We start from the raw sequence: 16,900 nt of genomic DNA on the forward strand, positions 1-16,900 counted from the left end.
GTTTTTTATTGTGCTCGATACAGGCGGCACGGTGTGTCGATGACAAAATCGCCTGGGAATCGACGCATTTGTGACATCAATGCCACAGAACGCCCGTATTTCGGCACTTTTGCGATGCATTTGCCCGGCAAGCGTCGTAAACTCGGCGCATGCGAATTCAGCGCCCTCCCTGCACTCCTCGCTTTGTTGCTCGCCACGCAGCGCTGCCGGCAGCACTGCCGAACGCGCTATGGCGGTGCGCAGGCGCGTTGACCCTCACGCTGCTGGTGGCGGCGTGCTCGTCAGGCCCATCGGTCAGACAAGGTGGCACTGCGAACTATGGCAACCGCACGGTGGGGCCCGAGCGCAGCGCAGGTCAGGAGGAAATCACGCTCGAAGCGATGAGCCTTGTTGGCATTCCGTACCGCTACGGCGGCAATACCCCCGATTCCGGTTTCGATTGCAGCGGTCTCGTACGCTATGTGGTGGCGCGTGCCGCCGGTGTGAATCTGCCGCGTACGACGGCCGATATGAGCGGTGTCGGCACCCCACTCGAGCGCGACGATCTCGCCTCGGGCGATCTCATCTTCTTCAACACCACGGGACGCGCCCATTCGCACGTGGGCATCTACGTCGGTCAGGGAAAGTTCGTGCACGCCCCGAATACGGGGGGCACTGTCCGTCTGGAGAGTCTCTACGTGCCGTACTGGGCACGCCGGATCGACGGCGTTCGACGCGTGGCCGCCAACAAGGCGCCCGCAGGCAACACGACCTACGTCAATCGCTCGGCCCCGGCGACGGTTGCGCAAGCGCCTGCGGCAGCACCGCTGGCTAATGTGCCGATCGCACCGATGAACACCGCACCGAACCGGCCGCTCACGGCCGCTACGCCGTCGCCGATGGAAACACCACAGGTGTCGCCACCGAGCCGCACCGCCAACCTCGTCACGCCACCCGCGCAGGACGACGATCCGATTGCCCGCTTCGCCAACGGCTCAATGTAGGGTCTTGCGGCCAACGAGATATTGCACACCCGCCGGGCCATAATGCTCGGCATGCGCTTCGTTGGCCCTCAGATGGAAGACATCGCCCTCGTGATACACGCGCTCGTTGTCGCCGATGCGAATGGCGATCTCGCCGAAAAGAATCAGCGCCTTCGCCTCAAAGGGATGCGCATGCACGTCGAGATTGCCCGCCTCTCTCGTTACCTTCACCAGCTCCGTAAAACCCTCCAGGGCCAGTTCTCGCTCGAATGCGTCGCGTTGCATACGCTCTCCGTGTGACCAATGTAATGTGGGTCAGCGCAGATGCGCGAGCAGTGTCGCGGCGCCGCCGATATTGATTGCCACGCCCATGAGCGCGGCGAGTGGACGGCTGCGCAGGGAATGATGAATCAGTGTGTTCATATTAGCCTCCAACGGGGTTCGATAAAACGCTATAAAAAATGATAATCAATCGCAATTGACTATTGAAATTGATTTTCTCGATGAAGGCCATATCGCGCGTCAATGCGCTCGTGCAACGCGAGGCACGAAGCGAAAATAAAAAAAGCGGCCGAAGCCGCTTTTTTCATGTTTCCGGGCAAGTTCGCCGCCATGACGACGGCATAACTGCGGAAAAGACATTACAGAATCTGTTTGCCCACCCACCAGGCGATAGCGGCAATGAACGCCGAGGCCGGGATCGTCAACACCCATGCCCAGACGATGTTGCCTGCCACGCCCCAACGCACGGCCGAGAGCTTGCGCGTGGCGCCGACACCTACGATGGCCCCGGTAATCGTGTGCGTGGTCGAGACCGGCACGCCGAGCCACGAGGCGAAGAACAGCGTGAACGCCCCGCCCGTTTCGGCGCAGAAGCCCCCCACCGGCTTGAGCTTGGTGATCTTCTGCCCCATCGTACGCACGATACGCCAGCCACCGAACATGGTGCCCAGACCGATCGCCAGATAGCAGCCCACGATCACCCACAACGGCGGTTCCGACGCTTCCTGCGGCCACATGCCGGCAGCAATCAGCAACATCCAGATGATACCGATGGTTTTCTGCGCGTCGTTACCCCCGTGCCCCAGGCTGTACATACCGGCCGAGACCAGTTGCAGGCGACGGAACCAGCGGTCCACGCGCGCGGGTGGCGTTCGGAAGAACAGCCACGACACCAGGAGCATGAAGAACGAGCCGAGCACGAAACCAAGCAGCGGCGAGATAAAAATAAATGCCACGGTTTGCAGCAGACCACTCGCGACGAGCGACCCCGTGCCCGCCTTGGCCACCGCCGCGCCGACCAGACCACCGATCAGGGCGTGCGACGAACTCGACGGAATGCCGTAGTACCAGGTGATGATGTTCCATGCGATAGCGCCCACGAGAGCGCCGAAGATCACATAGTGATCGACGATCTCGGGGTGAACCGTGCCCTTGCCCACCGTCGCCGCGACTTTCAGATGAAAGACGAACAATGCAATGATGTTGAACATGGCGGCGAAAGCCACCGCCTGATGCGGCTTGAGCACGCCCGTCGAGACCACCGTGGCGATCGAGTTGGCGGCGTCGTGAAAGCCGTTCATGAAGTCGAACAAGAGCGCCAGAGCGACCAATAGTCCGATCAGCCAAAGGCTGATGTGCAGCGTTGCCATCGAAAGTCTCCGCTCAGGCGTTTTCCAGCACAATGCCTTCGATGATGTTGGCAACGTCCTCGCACTTATCGGTCACCGATTCGAGCAATTCAGACACCGCCTTTTGCTTGATCAGCTCTTTCACGTCGGATTCTTCGCGGAACAACTTCGACAGCGACGCGCGCAGCAGGCGATCGGCCTCCGATTCAAGCCCGTCGATTTCTTCGCAGAGCTTCAGAATCTCGCGGGCACGATCCATATCGTTGAGCAGCGCCACGGTACTTTGCACACGCTCGCAGCATTTCACACAGATCTCGCCCAACGTACGGGCTTCGCTCGGCACACTCTTGACGTCGTACATCCACACGGCCGTCGCCACGTCTTCCATCAGATCCAGGATGTCGTCCATCGTGCTGATCAACTTATGGATCTCATCGCGGTCGAAAGGCGTGATGAACGTCTTGTGCATCAGATCGATGGTCTCGTGCGTGATGCGATCCGCTTTCTTTTCGTTGTTCTGCACAGCAACGGTACGTGCCTCGGCATTGGGCAGATCGTTGAGCATGGCGGACAGCTCGCGACTGCCGGCAACCATGCACGCTGCATGCTGGTTGAACAGCTCAAAGAACTTGCCCTCGGTGGGCATGAAGCGACCGAACATTATTGGAAAACTCCGGGTATTGATAGGGGACGGGTCGACACAAAAACGTCACATTCTACCTCGTTGCGGGCGCGCGTCACCGCACACCCGCACTAATGGGCGGAAATCAATGCGTCAGTACTGGGGACCCGCCAGATTGTCGAACTTGGTGTAGGCGCCGATAAACGCCAGACGCACGTGGCCGATAGGACCGTTACGCTGCTTCGCGATGATGATCTCGGCGGTGCCCTTGTCAGGCGTATCGGGGTTATACACTTCGTCGCGGTAGATGAACAGAATGATGTCGGCATCCTGTTCGATAGCGCCCGATTCACGCAAATCCGACATAACCGGCCGTTTGTTCGGGCGTTGTTCGAGACTACGGTTGAGCTGCGAGAGCGCAATCACCGGCACGTTCAACTCTTTGGCGAGGCCCTTGAGCGAACGCGAGATTTCGGAAATTTCGGTCGCGCGGTTTTCACCGCCGCCCGAGCCGCTCATCAGCTGAAGGTAATCGATGATGATCAGGCCGAGCTTGCCGCACTGACGTGCCAGACGGCGCGCGCGCGCACGCAGTTCCATCGGGTTGAGCGCAGGCGTCTCGTCGACGAACAACTGCGTCTCGTTCATTTTCTGCATCGCGTGCGTGAGCTTCGGCCAGTCTTCATCGACCAGCTTACCGGTACGCAACCGATGCTGATCGAGACGCCCCACCGACCCCAGCATACGCATGGCCAACTGCGTGCCCGGCATTTCCATCGAGAACACGGCGACGGGCAGCCCTTCTTCCACGGCGATATGCTCGCCGATGTTCATCGAGAAGGTCGTTTTACCCATCGACGGACGGCCGGCCACGATGATCAGATCGCCGCCATTGAAGCCCGAGGTCATGCGATCAAGATCGACGAACCCCGTGGGAATCCCGGTGATGTCGCTGCCGCCTTCGCGGTGATACAACTCGTCAATGCGCTCGACCACTTGCGTGAGCAGCGGCTGCAACTCAAGGAAACCACTCGTGCTGCGCGACCCCTCTTCGGCAATGGCGAAGACCTTCGCCTCCGCCTCGTCGAGCATCTGGCGCACTTCCTTGCCTTGCGGGTTGAAAGCGTCGGACGCGATCTCGTCGGCCACCGTGACGAGCTTGCGCAGCACGGCCCGGTCACGCACGATCTCTGCGTAACGGCGGATGTTCGCCGCACTCGGGGTGTTCTGCGCCAGCGCGTTCAGATACGCGAGCCCGCCCACGTCCTCGCCTTTACCGGCAGAGGTGAGCGATTCGAAAACGGTGATGACGTCGGCAGGACGGTCGCCGGCGATCAGGCGGCCGATATGCTGATAGATGATCCGGTGATCGTAGCGGTAGAAATCCGAGTCGGCCAGAAAGTCGCCGATACGATCCCACGCGCTGTTATCGAGCAGCAACCCACCAAGCACGGATTGCTCCGCCTCGATAGAGTGCGGCGGCACTTTGAGTGAATCGAGCTGGGGATCGGGCGCGTTCATGCCGGGCATTATACCGTCCCCGCGATCGCGGTCCCCCCCGGCAAAATCCCGCTTGCGCGACGATTTTTCCGAGCGCGGTTTGTTCAGCAGTTTCCCTGGAGGCAGCATAAGGTGGAGCTATCGAACGTAACGAACGTGGAAGGGAGCGCAACCGGAAGGCGGTCGGCGTAGATCAGCGCATGACCGGCAGCCGGATAATCCCGGCGACCCGCAAAACAGAACAGACAGGCATAAAAAAACGGAAGCCGGCGGACCGGCTTCCGTCTTTTATTCGCGTCGGGAAGCTGACGCGGATACGACTTAGGCGTGCTCGCCCAGCACCGACACGTTCACGTCGATGATGACGTCAGTGTGCAGCGCCACCTGGACCGGGAAGTCACCCACGGTCTTGAGCGGGCCATTCGGCATACGCACTTGCATCTTCTCGACCTTGAAACCTTGGGTGCCCAGGGCTTCGGCGATGTCGAAGTTGGTGACCGAACCGAACAGACGGCCGTCAACACCGGCCTTCTGCGAGATTTGCACGGTCAGACCGCTCAGCTTTTCGCCTTCGGCTTGTGCAGCAGCCAGCTTCTCGGCGGCAGCCTTTTCCAGTTCGGCGCGGCGAACTTCGAATTCGGCGATCGCGTCCTTGGTGGCGCGGCGGGCCTTCTTGGTCGGGATCAGGAAGTTACGTGCGAAACCATCCTTGACCTTCACGATGTCGCCCAGGTTACCCAGGTTGACGACCTTTTCCAGCAGAATCACTTGCATTATCTATTCTCCTTCGTCGACTGGCGATTAAGCACCGTGCAGATCGGTGTACGGCAGCAGCGCCAGGAAACGCGCGCGCTTGATGGCCGTATCGAGTTGGCGCTGGTAGTGCGCCTTGGTGCCCGTCAGGCGAGCCGGGGTGATCTTGCCGTTGTCGCCGATGAAGTCCTTCAGCGTTTCGACATCCTTGTAATCGATCTGCTCGACACCAGCGACGGTGAAGCGGCAGAACTTCTTGCGCTTGAACAGCGGGTTTTGCTGTTGGCGGCGACGATCAAACTTCTTGTTTTTACCGTTAGGACGCGGCATGTTCAACAATCCTTTTCAAATTCTTGCAATGCTGTGATGTGAAACACCAGGGTGCGGCTATTGCGATGCTTTTTTGCCAGAAAACCTGCCCACTGGGCTGGCTTCTCGAGTCCCAACGCCATGACTTTGGCACTGATGGGACCGATCGCAACGGCTGGCATCGAGAACTCGACCTGACGAGCGACGCTCGCCTCCTCAACAGTTCCCGCATGGGCCAGCGTGACATCGATCACAGGAAGTCCGGCTGGGGTATAGCGCAGCGTGCCGATTTCGACGATGCTGGCCTCTAGCCGTAAACGATTCACGCGGTCGATGTTTCCGTTGGCACCCTGATGCGTTCCGGTGCGCTAATTACGAAGCAACAGCTTCGGTCGCGGGCACGGCGGCAGCCTTCTTGGCTTCTTCGCGGGCCACTTCCTTCATCATCGGCGACGGCGTGGTCTCGGCCTTCTTCATGCGAACCACGAGGTGGCGCAGAACGGCGTCGTTGAACTTGAATGCGTGTTCCAGCTCGTCCAGGGTTTCCTGGTCGCACTCGATGTTCATGCAGACGTAGTGAGCCTTAGCCAGCTTTTCGATCATGTAGGCCAGTTGACGACGGCCCCAGTCTTCGACGCGATGGATCTGACCAGCCTTGGCCGTCACCATGCCCTTGTAGCGCTCGATCATCGCAGGCACTTGCTCGCTCTGATCGGGGTGAACGATAAATACGATTTCATAATGACGCATATAGAGCTCCTTATGGACAAAGCCGCCTGGGCGTCAGAACCAGTGCAGCAAGGTTGCAGAACCCGCGATTCTAGCGGAATTCATGTCGATCATCAACTCCCACCCTATCGGTGCCGTCCGACTTGCGTCCCGGCGCCCGCTCCCGGGTACCGTCAGCCCTGCCTCAGGCATTCTCCAGCCAGTAGTTCGGACGGGCGTAGATCTGCCGCAACTGCTCGATGAAAAGACGCACCCGGGCGGGCTGGAAGCGCTGTTGCGGGTACACGGCGAGAATGTCGTAGTCGGGCAGCGCGTATTCGTCGAGCACGGTCTCCAGCGCTCCCGAGAGCAGTTCGCGCTGGATTTCCCACGTCGAGCGCCAGCCCAGCCCCAGCCCTTCCAACGCCCAGCGGTGCAGCAACTCGCCGTCGTTGCAGTCCAGACTGCCCGCCACGCGAATCGTCACGAGCTTGCCCTGCCGCTTGAAGTACCAGCCGCGTTGCTGGCCGCCTTGCAGGTTAAACGCAAGGCAATTGTGCTTGGCCAGGTCTTCCAGCGTCTTAGGGCGGCCATGCCGCGCGAAATATGCCGGCGTGCCGCACACCACGCGCCGGTTCTGCGCGAGTTTCACGGCCACGAAGTTCGGGTCGACGGAGCCGCCGATGCGAATGCCCATGTCGTACCCCTCGCGCACGATGTCGACCACCCGGTCGGTCAGATTGAACGAAATCTGAACCTCCGGATGCAGGCGCAGAAACGCCGGCGCGTGCGGGGCCACATGCTTGCGACCGAACGCCGCAGGCGCCGACACGATCAAATGCCCCGAGACGGCATGGCGTCCCGCGCTGATCTCGTTCTCCGCCATCTCCCAGTCGCCGAGCAACTGCTTGCAGCGCTCGAGAAAAGCGCCGCCCTCCTCCGAGAGCGCCAGCCGGCGCGTGGACCGGTACATCAGCTTGATGCCAAGCCGTTTTTCGAGGGCATCGATGCGCCGCCCAAGAATCACCGGCGAGACACCTTCCTTTAGCGCTGCGGCTGCCAGACTGCCCGCTTCAGCTACATGCACGAAGGTTTCGATCTGTTTGTAACGGTCCATCACGCCTCCATTCGATACTTTTTGTTCTTAAAAAAACGATCTTTTGTGATCTTATCAAACAAATCGTACCGGCTTAAAGTGAGCTCCAACGTCATTATTCATTACCCATTGGAGGAGTCACATGGCCAAGATGACCGCCGTAGAGGCCGCCGTCCGAGTGCTGGAGAAGGAAGGCATCACGACCGCATTCGGCGTGCCGGGCGCCGCCATCAACCCGTTCTATTCGGCGATGCGCAAGGCCGGCAGCGTCGAGCACGTACTTGCCCGCCACGTCGAAGGTGCGTCGCACATGGCCGAAGGCTATACGCGCGCTGAAGCCGGCAACATCGGCGTGTGCATCGGCACGTCGGGCCCGGCAGGCACCGACATGATCACGGGTCTCTACTCCGCATGGGCCGATTCGATCCCCATCCTGTGCATCACGGGTCAGGCGCCGCGCGCCCGCCTGTACAAGGAAGATTTCCAGGCCGTCGACATCGAGTCGATCGCCAAGCCGGTCACCAAGTGGGCGGTGACGGTGCGCGAGCCTGCCCTCGTGCCGCGCGTGTTTCAGCAGGCGTTCCACCTGATGCGTTCGGGCCGTCCGGGGCCGGTGCTCATCGACCTGCCGTTCGACGTGCAGGTCGCCGAGATCGACTTCGATCCGGAGACGTATGAGCCACTGCCCGTGTACAAGCCTGCGGCTTCGCGTGCGCAGATCGAAAAGGCGATTCAGATGCTGGTCGCTTCGGAGCGTCCGTTGATCGTCTCGGGCGGTGGCGTGATCAATGCCGACGCCGCCGATCTGCTCGTCGAGTTCGCCGAGACGGTGAACGTGCCGGTCGTGCCCACGCTCATGGGCTGGGGCACCATCGCCGACGACCATCCGCTCATGGCCGGCATGGTCGGCCTGCAAACCTCGCATCGCTTCGGTAACGCGACCATGCTGGCCTCCGACTTCGTGATGGGCATCGGCAACCGCTGGGCCAACCGCCACACTGGCAGCGTCGATGTCTTCACCAAGGGCCGCAAGTTCGTGCACGTCGATATCGAGCCGACGCAAATCGGGCGCGTGTTCGGTCCGGATTACGGCATCGTCTCCGATGCCAAGGCTGCCCTCAAACTGTTCGTGGAAGTTGCCAGGGAACTGAAAGCTGCCGGCCGTCTGCCGGACCGCTCGCAGTGGGTGGCCGACTGCCAGAAGCGCAAGCGCACCATGCTGCGCCGCACGGACTTCGATCAGGTGCCGATCAAGCCACAGCGCGTGTATCAGGAAATGAACGCGTTCTTCGGTCGCGACGTGCGCTACGTCTCGACCATCGGTCTGTCGCAGATTGCAGCCGCACAATTCCTGCACGTGAACAAGCCGCGTCACTGGATCAACTGCGGCCAGGCAGGCCCGCTGGGCTGGACGGTGCCGGCGGCAATCGGCGCGAAGGTGGCATCGCCGTCGTCGGACGTGGTGGCGATCTCGGGCGACTACGACTTCCAGTTCATGATCGAAGAGCTGGCCGTGGCAGCGCAGTTCAAGGTGCCGTACATCCACGTGGTCGTGAACAACTCGTATCTGGGTCTGATCCGTCAGGCACAGCGCAACTTCGATATGGACTACTGCGTACAGCTCGCGTTCGAGAACGTGAACTCGCCGGAAGTGAACGGTTATGGCGTCGATCACGTGAAGGTGGCCGAAGGGCTCGGCGTGAAGGCGATTCGCGTGTTCCAGCCGAATGACATCCAGCCCGCGTTTGCTCAGGCTCGCAAGCTGATGGCCGAGTTCTCCGTGCCGGTGATCGTGGAAGTGATTCTCGAGCGCGTGACCAACATCGCGATGGGCACCGAGATCGACAACGTCAATGAGTTCGAAGAAATCGTCGACGTCGTGGAAGAAGACAATGCAGTGACGGCATAAGCCGAAGCCAGCCAGATCTGCAACAGGATTGCGGGGCGCGTGCGTCCCCTCCGCTTTCGGCTAGCGCCCGTGAACGGCCAAAGTGCGCGCCCCGCAACCCGGCAACACCCTTGCATCGAAATCGTCGAAACCACCCCCTAAAAAAGAGAGAGGAGTCAGCGCAATGCCGAAATTTGCCGCCAACCTGACCATGCTGTTCAACGAGGTGCCGTTCCTCGACCGCTTCAAGGCGGCCGCCGCAGCGGGCTTTCGCGGCGTGGAGTTTCTGTTCCCCTATTCGTTTCACCGCGACCAGATCGCCGACAAGCTGAACCAGTATCAGCTTGACCTCGTGCTGCACAACCTGCCGGCCGGCAACTGGGAAGCCGGTGAGCGCGGCATCGCCATCTTCCCGGATCGCGTTGCCGAATTCCGCGACGGTGTGGGCGAAGCGATCACCTACGCCAAGGCGCTGGGCGTGAAGCAATTGAACTGCCTCGTGGGCAAGCAAGGCGCCGACCTGTCGACGCAAGCTGCCCAGGAAACGCTTGTGGAAAACCTTCGCTTCGCCGCCGCAGCGCTCAAGGCCGAAGGCATCCGCCTGCTGGTTGAACCGATCAACACGTATGACATTCCCGGCTTCTTCGTGAACCGCACGAAACAGGCGCTGGATATCTTCGACGCTGTCGCCTCGGACAACCTGTTCTTGCAGTACGACATCTATCACATGCAGCGCATGGAAGGCGAACTCGCCAAGACCATCGAGACGAATCTGGCGCGCATCGCTCACGTGCAACTCGCAGACAACCCGGGCCGCAACGAGCCGGGCACGGGCGAGATCAACTACGCCTACCTGTTCGCGTTCCTCGATCGCATTGGCTACCACGGCTGGATCGGCTGCGAGTACAAACCCGCGACCACCACGACCGACGGTCTCGGCTGGTTCAAGGCAGCGGGTTTGCGCGAAGCCGCCTGATTTTCGAAACGCCCCCGTTCACCCTGCACTGCGCCTCCCCCGGCGTCGTGCAGACGACACAACGGCGTAGCTGCACGACGATGAAGCGGCACGCCGGCTGACCGGGTTTCGACGAGGAAGGGCCCCGCCGGCCGCATGCAGGGGGCATGCGGCCGGAGCACGGGGGGACGCGCTTGCGCGCCATCGCCCCGCTCGTCCGGGCGTCAGCGAATCACACATCAAACTTTGGCAACAAGGAGTCTCAAAATGGCACAACTCGGTTTCATTGGTCTGGGCATCATGGGCGCGCCGATGGCGAAGCATCTGCAAAACGCCGGTCACAAGCTGTTCCTGTACGAGCGCCGCACGCCCCCGCAAGACCTGATTGACGCTCAGGCCACGGTCTGTACGTCGGCCAAGGAAGTCGCCAAGCGTGCCGACATCGTCTTCGTGATGGTGCCGGACACCCCGGACGTGGGTGCTGTGCTGTTCGGTCAGGATGGACTGGCCGAAGGCCTTTCGGCCGGCAAGATCGTCGTCGACATGAGTTCCATCTCGCCGATCGAAACGAAGGAATACGCCAAGAAGATCAAGGCGCTGGGCGCCGAATACCTCGACGCACCGGTCTCGGGCGGCGAAGTCGGCGCGAAGGCTGCCTCGCTGTCGATCATGGTCGGCGGTTCACAAGCGGCGTTCGACGACGTGAAGCCGTTCTTCGAATTGATGGGCAAGAACATCACGCTCGTGGGCGAGAGCGGTGCCGGCCAGACCTGCAAGGTCGCCAACCAGATCGTGGTCGCGCTGACGATCGAAGCCGTGGGCGAAGCCCTGCTGTTCGCCTCGAAGGCCGGTGCCGACCCTGCCAAGGTGCGAGAGGCCCTGATGGGCGGCTTCGCATCGTCGCGTATTCTCGAAGTGCACGGCGAGCGCATGGTCAAGCGCAACTTCGAGCCGGGCTTCCGCATCGCATTGCATCAGAAGGATCTGAATCTGGCACTCCAGAGCGCCAAGGCCCTCGGCGTTTCGCTGCCGAACACAGCCACGTGCCAGGAGCTGTTCAACGCCTGTGCCGCCAACGGTGGCGCCGCGTGGGATCACTCGGGCATGGTGCGTGCGCTGGAAATGCTCGCCAACCATACCGTGGCGTAATTCACCGCCGCGCAGGCAACGTCAGGCAATCAGGGAGATACGGCGCGCACTGGCGGAGGCCGGGCGTCACGGCGCAAGTCGTTCGAATGAACGGCCGGCGCCGTTTTTTTTGCCCCAGACGATCGGATGCTGCGGGTCAATACTCGGCGAACAGGCTCTGCATGCGCTCGCGCGGCACACCTGCCTGCAACGCCAGCATCAGCAAAACACGCGCCTTGAACGGATGCAGGTTGCCCGCGCTCACGAAGCCATACTGATCGTCGGGTGCCGCGCCGTTGTGCATGACATGTCCGCTGCCCACGCGTGCGGCGCGTACGACCGTCACGCCGCGCTGCACGGCCTCGGCCAGCGCCTGTTGCAGCAATGAATGCAGCGAGCCGTTGCCCGTGCCTGCGACCACGATGCCCTGCACGCCGGCTTCCACCAGGGCGTCGACGGCGATCCGCGACACACCCGCATAACTCGAGACCACTTCGACGGCGGGCAACTCGCCCGAGAGTCCGACAAACTCGCTCTCGACGGTGTGGTACTGCAACGCCGCACGTTGGAACGCCACCCGCTCGTCCTGCACCCAGCCCAGCACGCCGATTTCCGGCGAGTGGAAGGCGTCGACCTTGTAGGTGCTCGTTTTGATGACGTCGCGTGCGCAGTGAATCTGGTTGTTGATGGCGACCATCACGCCACGGCCCGATGAAATCGGGTCGGTAGCCACGCGCACGGCATTGAGCAGGTTGAGCGGTCCGTCGGCGGAGAGCGCCGTTGCGGGCCGCATCGCCGCCGTCAACACCACCGGCTTGCGGCTATTGATGGTCAGGTGCAGGTAATACGCAGTCTCTTCCAGCGTATCGGTACCGTGGGTAATCACCGCCCCTGCCACATCGGGCTGCGAAAGCAAGGCGTTCACGCGGGCGGCAAGCTTCTGCCAGAGCGCCACACTCATGTCCTTGCTGTCGATCTGGGCGACTTGCTCGGCGTGGATGTGCGCGACAGTGCCCAGCGCCGGGACAGCGGCAAGCAGGTCCTGCACACCGAGCGCCCCGGCCTGATAACCGGCGGTGCGCGTCGCATCGGCCGCGCTGCCCGCGATCGTGCCGCCCGTGGCGAGCAGCGCAATGCGCGGCAGATCGCCCGAGGACACGGTGTAATGAGGGATGGGGTTGAATGAGGTCAAAGTCATGTCAACGATTGTATCCAATACTGCCCGGCTTCCCAATCGCTGAAAATATCGATCCCGCCTCAGCGGGCGGGATCCATGGCCAAACCACGTCCGAACGACGGGGATGTGCCGGACAACGCCTGAAAATGTGCGCCGCCCTGCCCGCCCCCCGGAAATGTCGCGCTCCGCCGCGTCAGGCCGCGAATTCCAGCGCTTCTCGCAGTTGCGTCGAAATTTCCTGCTCCTTGAGCGCCGGGGCCAGCATTTCAATGAAACGGTAAGCATACGAGCGCAGGAACGCACCGCGGCGCAAGCCGATCCGCGTGGTGCTCGGCTCGAATGCGTTGTCGAGTTCGAGCACCGCCAGATCCTGATCCTTGCGCGGATCGACAGCCATCGCCGCCACGATCCCCACGCCCAGTCCCAATTCGACGTACGTCTTGATTACGTCGGTATCCAGTGCCGTCAACACGATGTCCGGCACCAGTCCCTGATCGGAGAATGCCTTGTCCACGTGCGAGCGGCCCGTGAAGTCGCCGTCGTAGGTGATGATCGGGTATTCGGCAATGTCCGCGAGCGTCACGCTTTCACGCCCGACCAGCGGGTGATCCTTCGGCACGACAGCCACGTGATGCCACGAATAGCACGGGAACGTGACGATATCGGGAAAGCGGTCGAGCGCCTCGGTCGTGATGCCAATGTCGGCTTCGCCGTCGATGACCATCTGCGCGATCTGACGCGGGCTGCCCTGGCGCAGCGCCAGATGCACCTTCGGATACACGCTCGTGAACTGCTTGATGACCTGCGGCAGCGCATAGCGCGCTTGCGTGTGCGTCGTCGCCACCACGAGATGACCGCTGTCCTGATCCGCGAACTGACGCGCCACGCGGCGCAGGTTCTCGGCGTCGAGCAACATGCGCTCGATCAGTTGCAGCACCGCTTTGCCGGGCTCGGTCAGTCCCGTGAGACGCTTGCCGCGACGCACGAACACATCCACCCCGAGTTCGTCTTCGAGATCCTTGATCTGCTTGCTCACGCCCGACTGCGACGTGTACAGCGCACTCGCCGCCTCCGTCAGGTTGAGGTTCTGCCGAACGGCTTCGCGCACATAGCGCAACTGCTGGAAATTCATGATGTAACTCCGCCTTGTTGCTTTGTCTGTCCGTGACGTCTCAAAACGTCAACGATGTGTACCCAATGGCTTCAACTTGTTGTGGTCTGTCGTTCGATGCTGTCATGCGACACCGCCGTGCGGCTCACGCGTGTGCGGAGAACACCCGCAACTGACGCGGCACTGCCCGCAGCGGGGCGCCAGCATCGGCGCCGAGCGCCTGCCAGCCCGAGCGCGTGAGTTCCGCCTCCCATACCGCATCGCCCGGTGCGGCGAGTTCCACGCGCACGGTGCCGCCCAGCGGAATCGCGCGGCGCACGGCCACGTTAATACCCGGGCCACCATCGTGCGCCGGCAGCAGCGCGAGATCGTGCGGACGCACGTACGCAATCGCACGGCCATCCTGCGGCACAGCCGGCAAATCGTCTTTGTGCACCGTCACGCGATACGCGCCGGCGTCTGCAATGAAATCGTGCGTGCGCAGTTCCCCCGGCAACCGGTTCGCGGTGCCGAGAAACTCATAGACGAACGCGCTCTGCGGCGTGTCGTAGACGTCTTGCGGTGCGCCGATCTGCTCGACCTTACCGCGATTCATCAGCACGATGCGGTCGGCGACTTCGAGCGCCTCTTCCTGATCATGCGTGACGAAGATCGTCGTGATGTGCAGTTCGTCGTGCAGACGTCGCAGCCAGCTACGCAACTCCTTGCGCACCTTGGCGTCGAGCGCACCGAACGGCTCGTCGAGCAGCAGCACCTTCGGCTCGACGGCCAGCGCCCGCGCCAGTGCAATACGCTGGCGCTGTCCGCCCGAGAGTTCTGCCGGGTAATGGTCAGCCAGCCAGTCGAGCTGCACGAGACCGAGCAATTCGTGCACCTTGTTGCGAATCTGCGCATCCGAAAGACGTTCGCGGCGCGACTTCACGCGCAGCCCGAACGCTACGTTCTCGAACACCGTCATGTGACGGAACAGCGCGTAATGCTGAAACACGAAGCCGACCTGACGCTCGCGCGTGCCAACCGAGGCGACATCCTCGCCGTTCAGAACGACGCGACCGGCGTCTGCAAACTCCAGCCCGGCAACGATGCGCAGCAATGTGGTCTTGCCGCAGCCGGACGGCCCGAGCAGCGCGACCAGCTCGCCCGTGGGGAATTCGAGACTTACTTCGTCGAGCGCCGCGAAATTGCCGAACCGCTTCGAAACCTGTTGTACCTGGATACTCATTGTCTTGTTCCTCGATGCGATGTCCGCTCAGGCCGCCACGGCATCTTCGCGACGCGCGGCCTTGTCCTGCGCCAGCTTGCGTTCGGCCCACAGCTTCAGGGCCAGCGTGGCGAGCGCGAGCAACGCGAGAATCGACGCTGCCGCAAATGCCCCCACCGTGTGGTAGTCGTTGTATTCAATTTCCACATGCAGCGGCAGCGTGTTCGTCTCGCCGCGAATATGGCCGGAGACGACCGACACCGCACCGAACTCGCCCATGGCGCGGGCATTACACAGAATCACGCCATACAGCAGCCCCCATTTGATCTTCGGCAGCGTCACGCGCATAAACACCTGCCAGCCGGTGGCGCCGAGCACACGAGCGGCTTCCTCTTCCTCACTGCCCTGTGCCTGCATGAGCGGGATCAATTCGCGCGCCACGAACGGGAACGTGACGAACACCGTCGCGAGCACCAGTCCGGGCAGCGCGAACACGATCTTCAGGTTGTGGGCGTCGAGAAAGTCCCAAATCGGCCCTTGACGGCCGAAGATCAGCAAGAACGTCATCCCGGCGATCACCGGCGAAACCGAAAACGGCAAATCGATGAGCGTGGTCAGCACGCTCTTGCCCTTGAAGTCGAAGCGCGCAATCGCCCACGACGCCGCCACACCGAACACCAGATTGAGCGGCACGGCGATGACGGCGATCAGCACCGTGAGGCGAATGGCCGAGAGCGCGTCGTCGTTCGTCAGGCCGTCCCAGTAAGCAGCGAATCCCTTGCCCAGGGCGGTAACGAATACCGACGCGAGCGGCAACACCAGAAACAAGGCGAAGAACAGCAGCGCGACGCCAATCAGCACGGCCTTGACCAGCGCGGGCTCGTCGGTCGGATCGGCGTTACGCGCCTTGGCCGCATGCGGCAAGGTGCGTGACAGTGCGAGTGAATCTGACATGGTCGAAACGTTCTCTCTCGTTTTCCTGAATCACACGCCGCTGGCGCGCCGGCCCGAATGACGGCGTTGCAGCCACCATTGCAGGATATTGATAAGCAGCAGCAACACGAACGAGATCACCAGCATCACCACGGCCAGTGCCGCAGCGCCCGCATAGTCGAACTGTTCGAGCTTGGTCACGATCAGCAGCGACGTGATCTCCGAGACCATCGGGATGTTGCCGGCGATGAAGATGACCGAGCCGTACTCGCCCACGGCGCGCGCGAAGGCCAGCGCGAAGCCAGTCAGCAGCGCAGGCAGCACGGCCGGAAGAATCACGTGACGCAGCGTCTGCCAGCGTGTGGCGCCCAAGCACGCCGCCGCCTCTTCCTGCTCACGCTCGAACTCTTCGAGCACCGGCTGGAGCGTGCGCACCACAAACGGCAGTCCGATGAACGTCAGCGCCACGAAAATGCCCAGCGGCGTAAAGGCGATCTTGATGCCGAGCGGTTCGAACCAGCGTCCGATCCAGCCGTTCGGCGCGTAGATCGCCGCCAGCACGATGCCCGCCACGGACGTGGGCAAGGCGAATGGCAGGTCGATCAGCGCATCGACGAATCGCCGGCCTGGGAAGGTGTAACGCACCAGCACCCACGCCAGAATGAAACCGAATACGGCATTGAGGATGGCGGCCGCCAGCGAGATGCCGAACGTGAGGCGGTACGACGCCAGCACGCGCGGCGAACTCACAGCGGTGACGAAGCTCGTCCAGTCGAGCGAGCTTGCCTTGATGAAGACCATCAGCAACGGCACCAGCACCACAAGGCTCAGGTATGCGACGGTGTAGCCCATCGTCAGGCCAAAGCCCGGCAAGGCACTCGGCTTGCGCCAGAGGGGAAACAGTGCGGTACTCATGCGAGGGTCCC

Annotated in this window: 18 protein-coding genes and 1 pseudogene; 4 read left to right on the forward strand and 15 right to left on the reverse strand. The window is 61.9% G+C overall.

Annotated elements, in window-relative coordinates:
* Positions 1–149 precede the first annotated feature (149 nt).
* The gene (locus C266_RS00550; RefSeq protein ID WP_051126083.1) at positions 150–983 is read left to right on the forward strand and encodes a C40 family peptidase; all 834 of its coding nucleotides are present in this window, start codon (positions 150–152) and stop codon (positions 981–983) included.
* On the opposite strand, the gene C266_RS00555 is transcribed toward C266_RS00550, so the two are convergent.
* The 9 genes from C266_RS00555 to C266_RS00595 all read right to left on the reverse strand — a co-directional run bounded on the left by C266_RS00555 (position 975) and on the right by C266_RS00595 (position 7,602).
* Entirely contained in the window at positions 975–1,247 is a 273-nt protein-coding gene (locus tag C266_RS00555) for a hypothetical protein (protein WP_010803805.1), read from the reverse strand. The genes C266_RS00550 and C266_RS00555 overlap by 9 nt on opposite strands.
* A 356-nt stretch (positions 1,248–1,603) precedes the next feature.
* Positions 1,604–2,614 carry an inorganic phosphate transporter gene (locus C266_RS00560; RefSeq protein ID WP_010803804.1) on the reverse strand — a complete coding sequence of 337 codons (1,011 nt, stop codon included), beginning with the start codon at positions 2,612–2,614 and terminating at the stop codon, positions 1,604–1,606.
* 13 nt (positions 2,615–2,627) lie between these two features.
* Positions 2,628–3,254: a DUF47 domain-containing protein gene (locus C266_RS00565; protein ID WP_010803803.1), complete on the reverse strand. Its 627-nt coding sequence runs from the start codon at positions 3,252–3,254 to the stop codon at positions 2,628–2,630.
* Positions 3,255–3,368: 114 nt separating this feature from the next.
* The gene (locus tag C266_RS00570) at positions 3,369–4,736 is read right to left on the reverse strand and encodes a replicative DNA helicase (protein WP_010803802.1); all 1,368 of its coding nucleotides are present in this window, start codon (positions 4,734–4,736) and stop codon (positions 3,369–3,371) included.
* Positions 4,737–5,036: 300 nt separating this feature from the next.
* Positions 5,037–5,489: a 50S ribosomal protein L9 gene (gene rplI / locus C266_RS00575; protein ID WP_010803801.1), complete on the reverse strand. Its 453-nt coding sequence runs from the start codon at positions 5,487–5,489 to the stop codon at positions 5,037–5,039.
* A gap of 27 nt (positions 5,490–5,516) precedes the next feature.
* Positions 5,517–5,798 carry a 30S ribosomal protein S18 gene (rpsR, locus tag C266_RS00580; protein WP_010803800.1) on the reverse strand — a complete coding sequence of 94 codons (282 nt, stop codon included), beginning with the start codon at positions 5,796–5,798 and terminating at the stop codon, positions 5,517–5,519.
* A 2-nt stretch (positions 5,799–5,800) separates the two neighbouring features.
* Positions 5,801–6,103 (reverse strand): primosomal replication protein N, encoded by a 303-nt coding sequence (priB, locus tag C266_RS00585; RefSeq protein ID WP_010803799.1) that lies wholly within the window; start codon positions 6,101–6,103, stop codon positions 5,801–5,803.
* Positions 6,104–6,149: 46 nt separating this feature from the next.
* Positions 6,150–6,527 carry a 30S ribosomal protein S6 gene (rpsF, locus tag C266_RS00590; RefSeq protein WP_010803798.1) on the reverse strand — a complete coding sequence of 126 codons (378 nt, stop codon included), beginning with the start codon at positions 6,525–6,527 and terminating at the stop codon, positions 6,150–6,152.
* Positions 6,528–6,690: 163 nt separating this feature from the next.
* Entirely contained in the window at positions 6,691–7,602 is a 912-nt protein-coding gene (locus C266_RS00595) for a LysR family transcriptional regulator (protein WP_010803797.1), read from the reverse strand.
* Between the two features lie 121 nt (positions 7,603–7,723).
* Here C266_RS00595 and gcl point away from each other — a divergent pair, with 121 nt between their 5' ends.
* The 3 genes from gcl (at position 7,724) to glxR (ending at position 11,573) form a co-directional block, all read left to right on the forward strand.
* On the forward strand, positions 7,724–9,490 hold the full coding sequence (gcl, locus tag C266_RS00600; RefSeq protein ID WP_010803796.1) for a glyoxylate carboligase: 1,767 nt from the start codon (positions 7,724–7,726) through the stop codon (positions 9,488–9,490).
* Between the two features lie 163 nt (positions 9,491–9,653).
* The gene (gene hyi / locus C266_RS00605) at positions 9,654–10,445 is read left to right on the forward strand and encodes a hydroxypyruvate isomerase (RefSeq protein ID WP_010803795.1); all 792 of its coding nucleotides are present in this window, start codon (positions 9,654–9,656) and stop codon (positions 10,443–10,445) included.
* 135 nt (positions 10,446–10,580) lie between these two features.
* Positions 10,581–11,573, forward strand: coding sequence for a 2-hydroxy-3-oxopropionate reductase (glxR, locus tag C266_RS00610; RefSeq protein ID WP_256380686.1), 993 nt, complete (start codon positions 10,581–10,583; stop codon positions 11,571–11,573).
* Positions 11,574–11,709: 136 nt separating this feature from the next.
* Here the strand turns inward: glxR and C266_RS00615 are convergent, their stop codons facing one another.
* The 6 genes and pseudogenes from C266_RS00615 to cysT all read right to left on the reverse strand — a co-directional run bounded on the left by C266_RS00615 (position 11,710) and on the right by cysT (position 16,889).
* Positions 11,710–12,750: an asparaginase gene (locus C266_RS00615; protein WP_010803793.1), complete on the reverse strand. Its 1,041-nt coding sequence runs from the start codon at positions 12,748–12,750 to the stop codon at positions 11,710–11,712.
* A 172-nt stretch (positions 12,751–12,922) separates the two neighbouring features.
* Complete coding sequence (locus C266_RS00620; RefSeq protein ID WP_010803792.1) at positions 12,923–13,861, reverse strand: CysB family HTH-type transcriptional regulator; 939 nt, start codon at positions 13,859–13,861, stop codon at positions 12,923–12,925.
* Positions 13,862–13,985: 124 nt separating this feature from the next.
* The gene (locus C266_RS28315) at positions 13,986–14,282 is read right to left on the reverse strand and encodes a TOBE-like domain-containing protein (protein ID WP_371257013.1); all 297 of its coding nucleotides are present in this window, start codon (positions 14,280–14,282) and stop codon (positions 13,986–13,988) included.
* Positions 14,283–14,326: 44 nt separating this feature from the next.
* Positions 14,327–15,062, reverse strand: a pseudogene (locus C266_RS00625) (sulfate/molybdate ABC transporter ATP-binding protein); the annotation flags it as partial.
* A gap of 27 nt (positions 15,063–15,089) precedes the next feature.
* Positions 15,090–15,995, reverse strand: coding sequence for a sulfate ABC transporter permease subunit CysW (gene cysW / locus C266_RS00630; protein WP_010803790.1), 906 nt, complete (start codon positions 15,993–15,995; stop codon positions 15,090–15,092).
* A 30-nt stretch (positions 15,996–16,025) separates the two neighbouring features.
* Complete coding sequence (cysT, locus tag C266_RS00635; protein WP_010803789.1) at positions 16,026–16,889, reverse strand: sulfate ABC transporter permease subunit CysT; 864 nt, start codon at positions 16,887–16,889, stop codon at positions 16,026–16,028.
* Positions 16,890–16,900 lie beyond the last annotated feature (11 nt).

It is taken from the genome of Pandoraea sp. SD6-2 (genome assembly GCF_000389825.1).
Lineage (GTDB): Bacteria > Pseudomonadota > Gammaproteobacteria > Burkholderiales > Burkholderiaceae > Pandoraea > Pandoraea communis.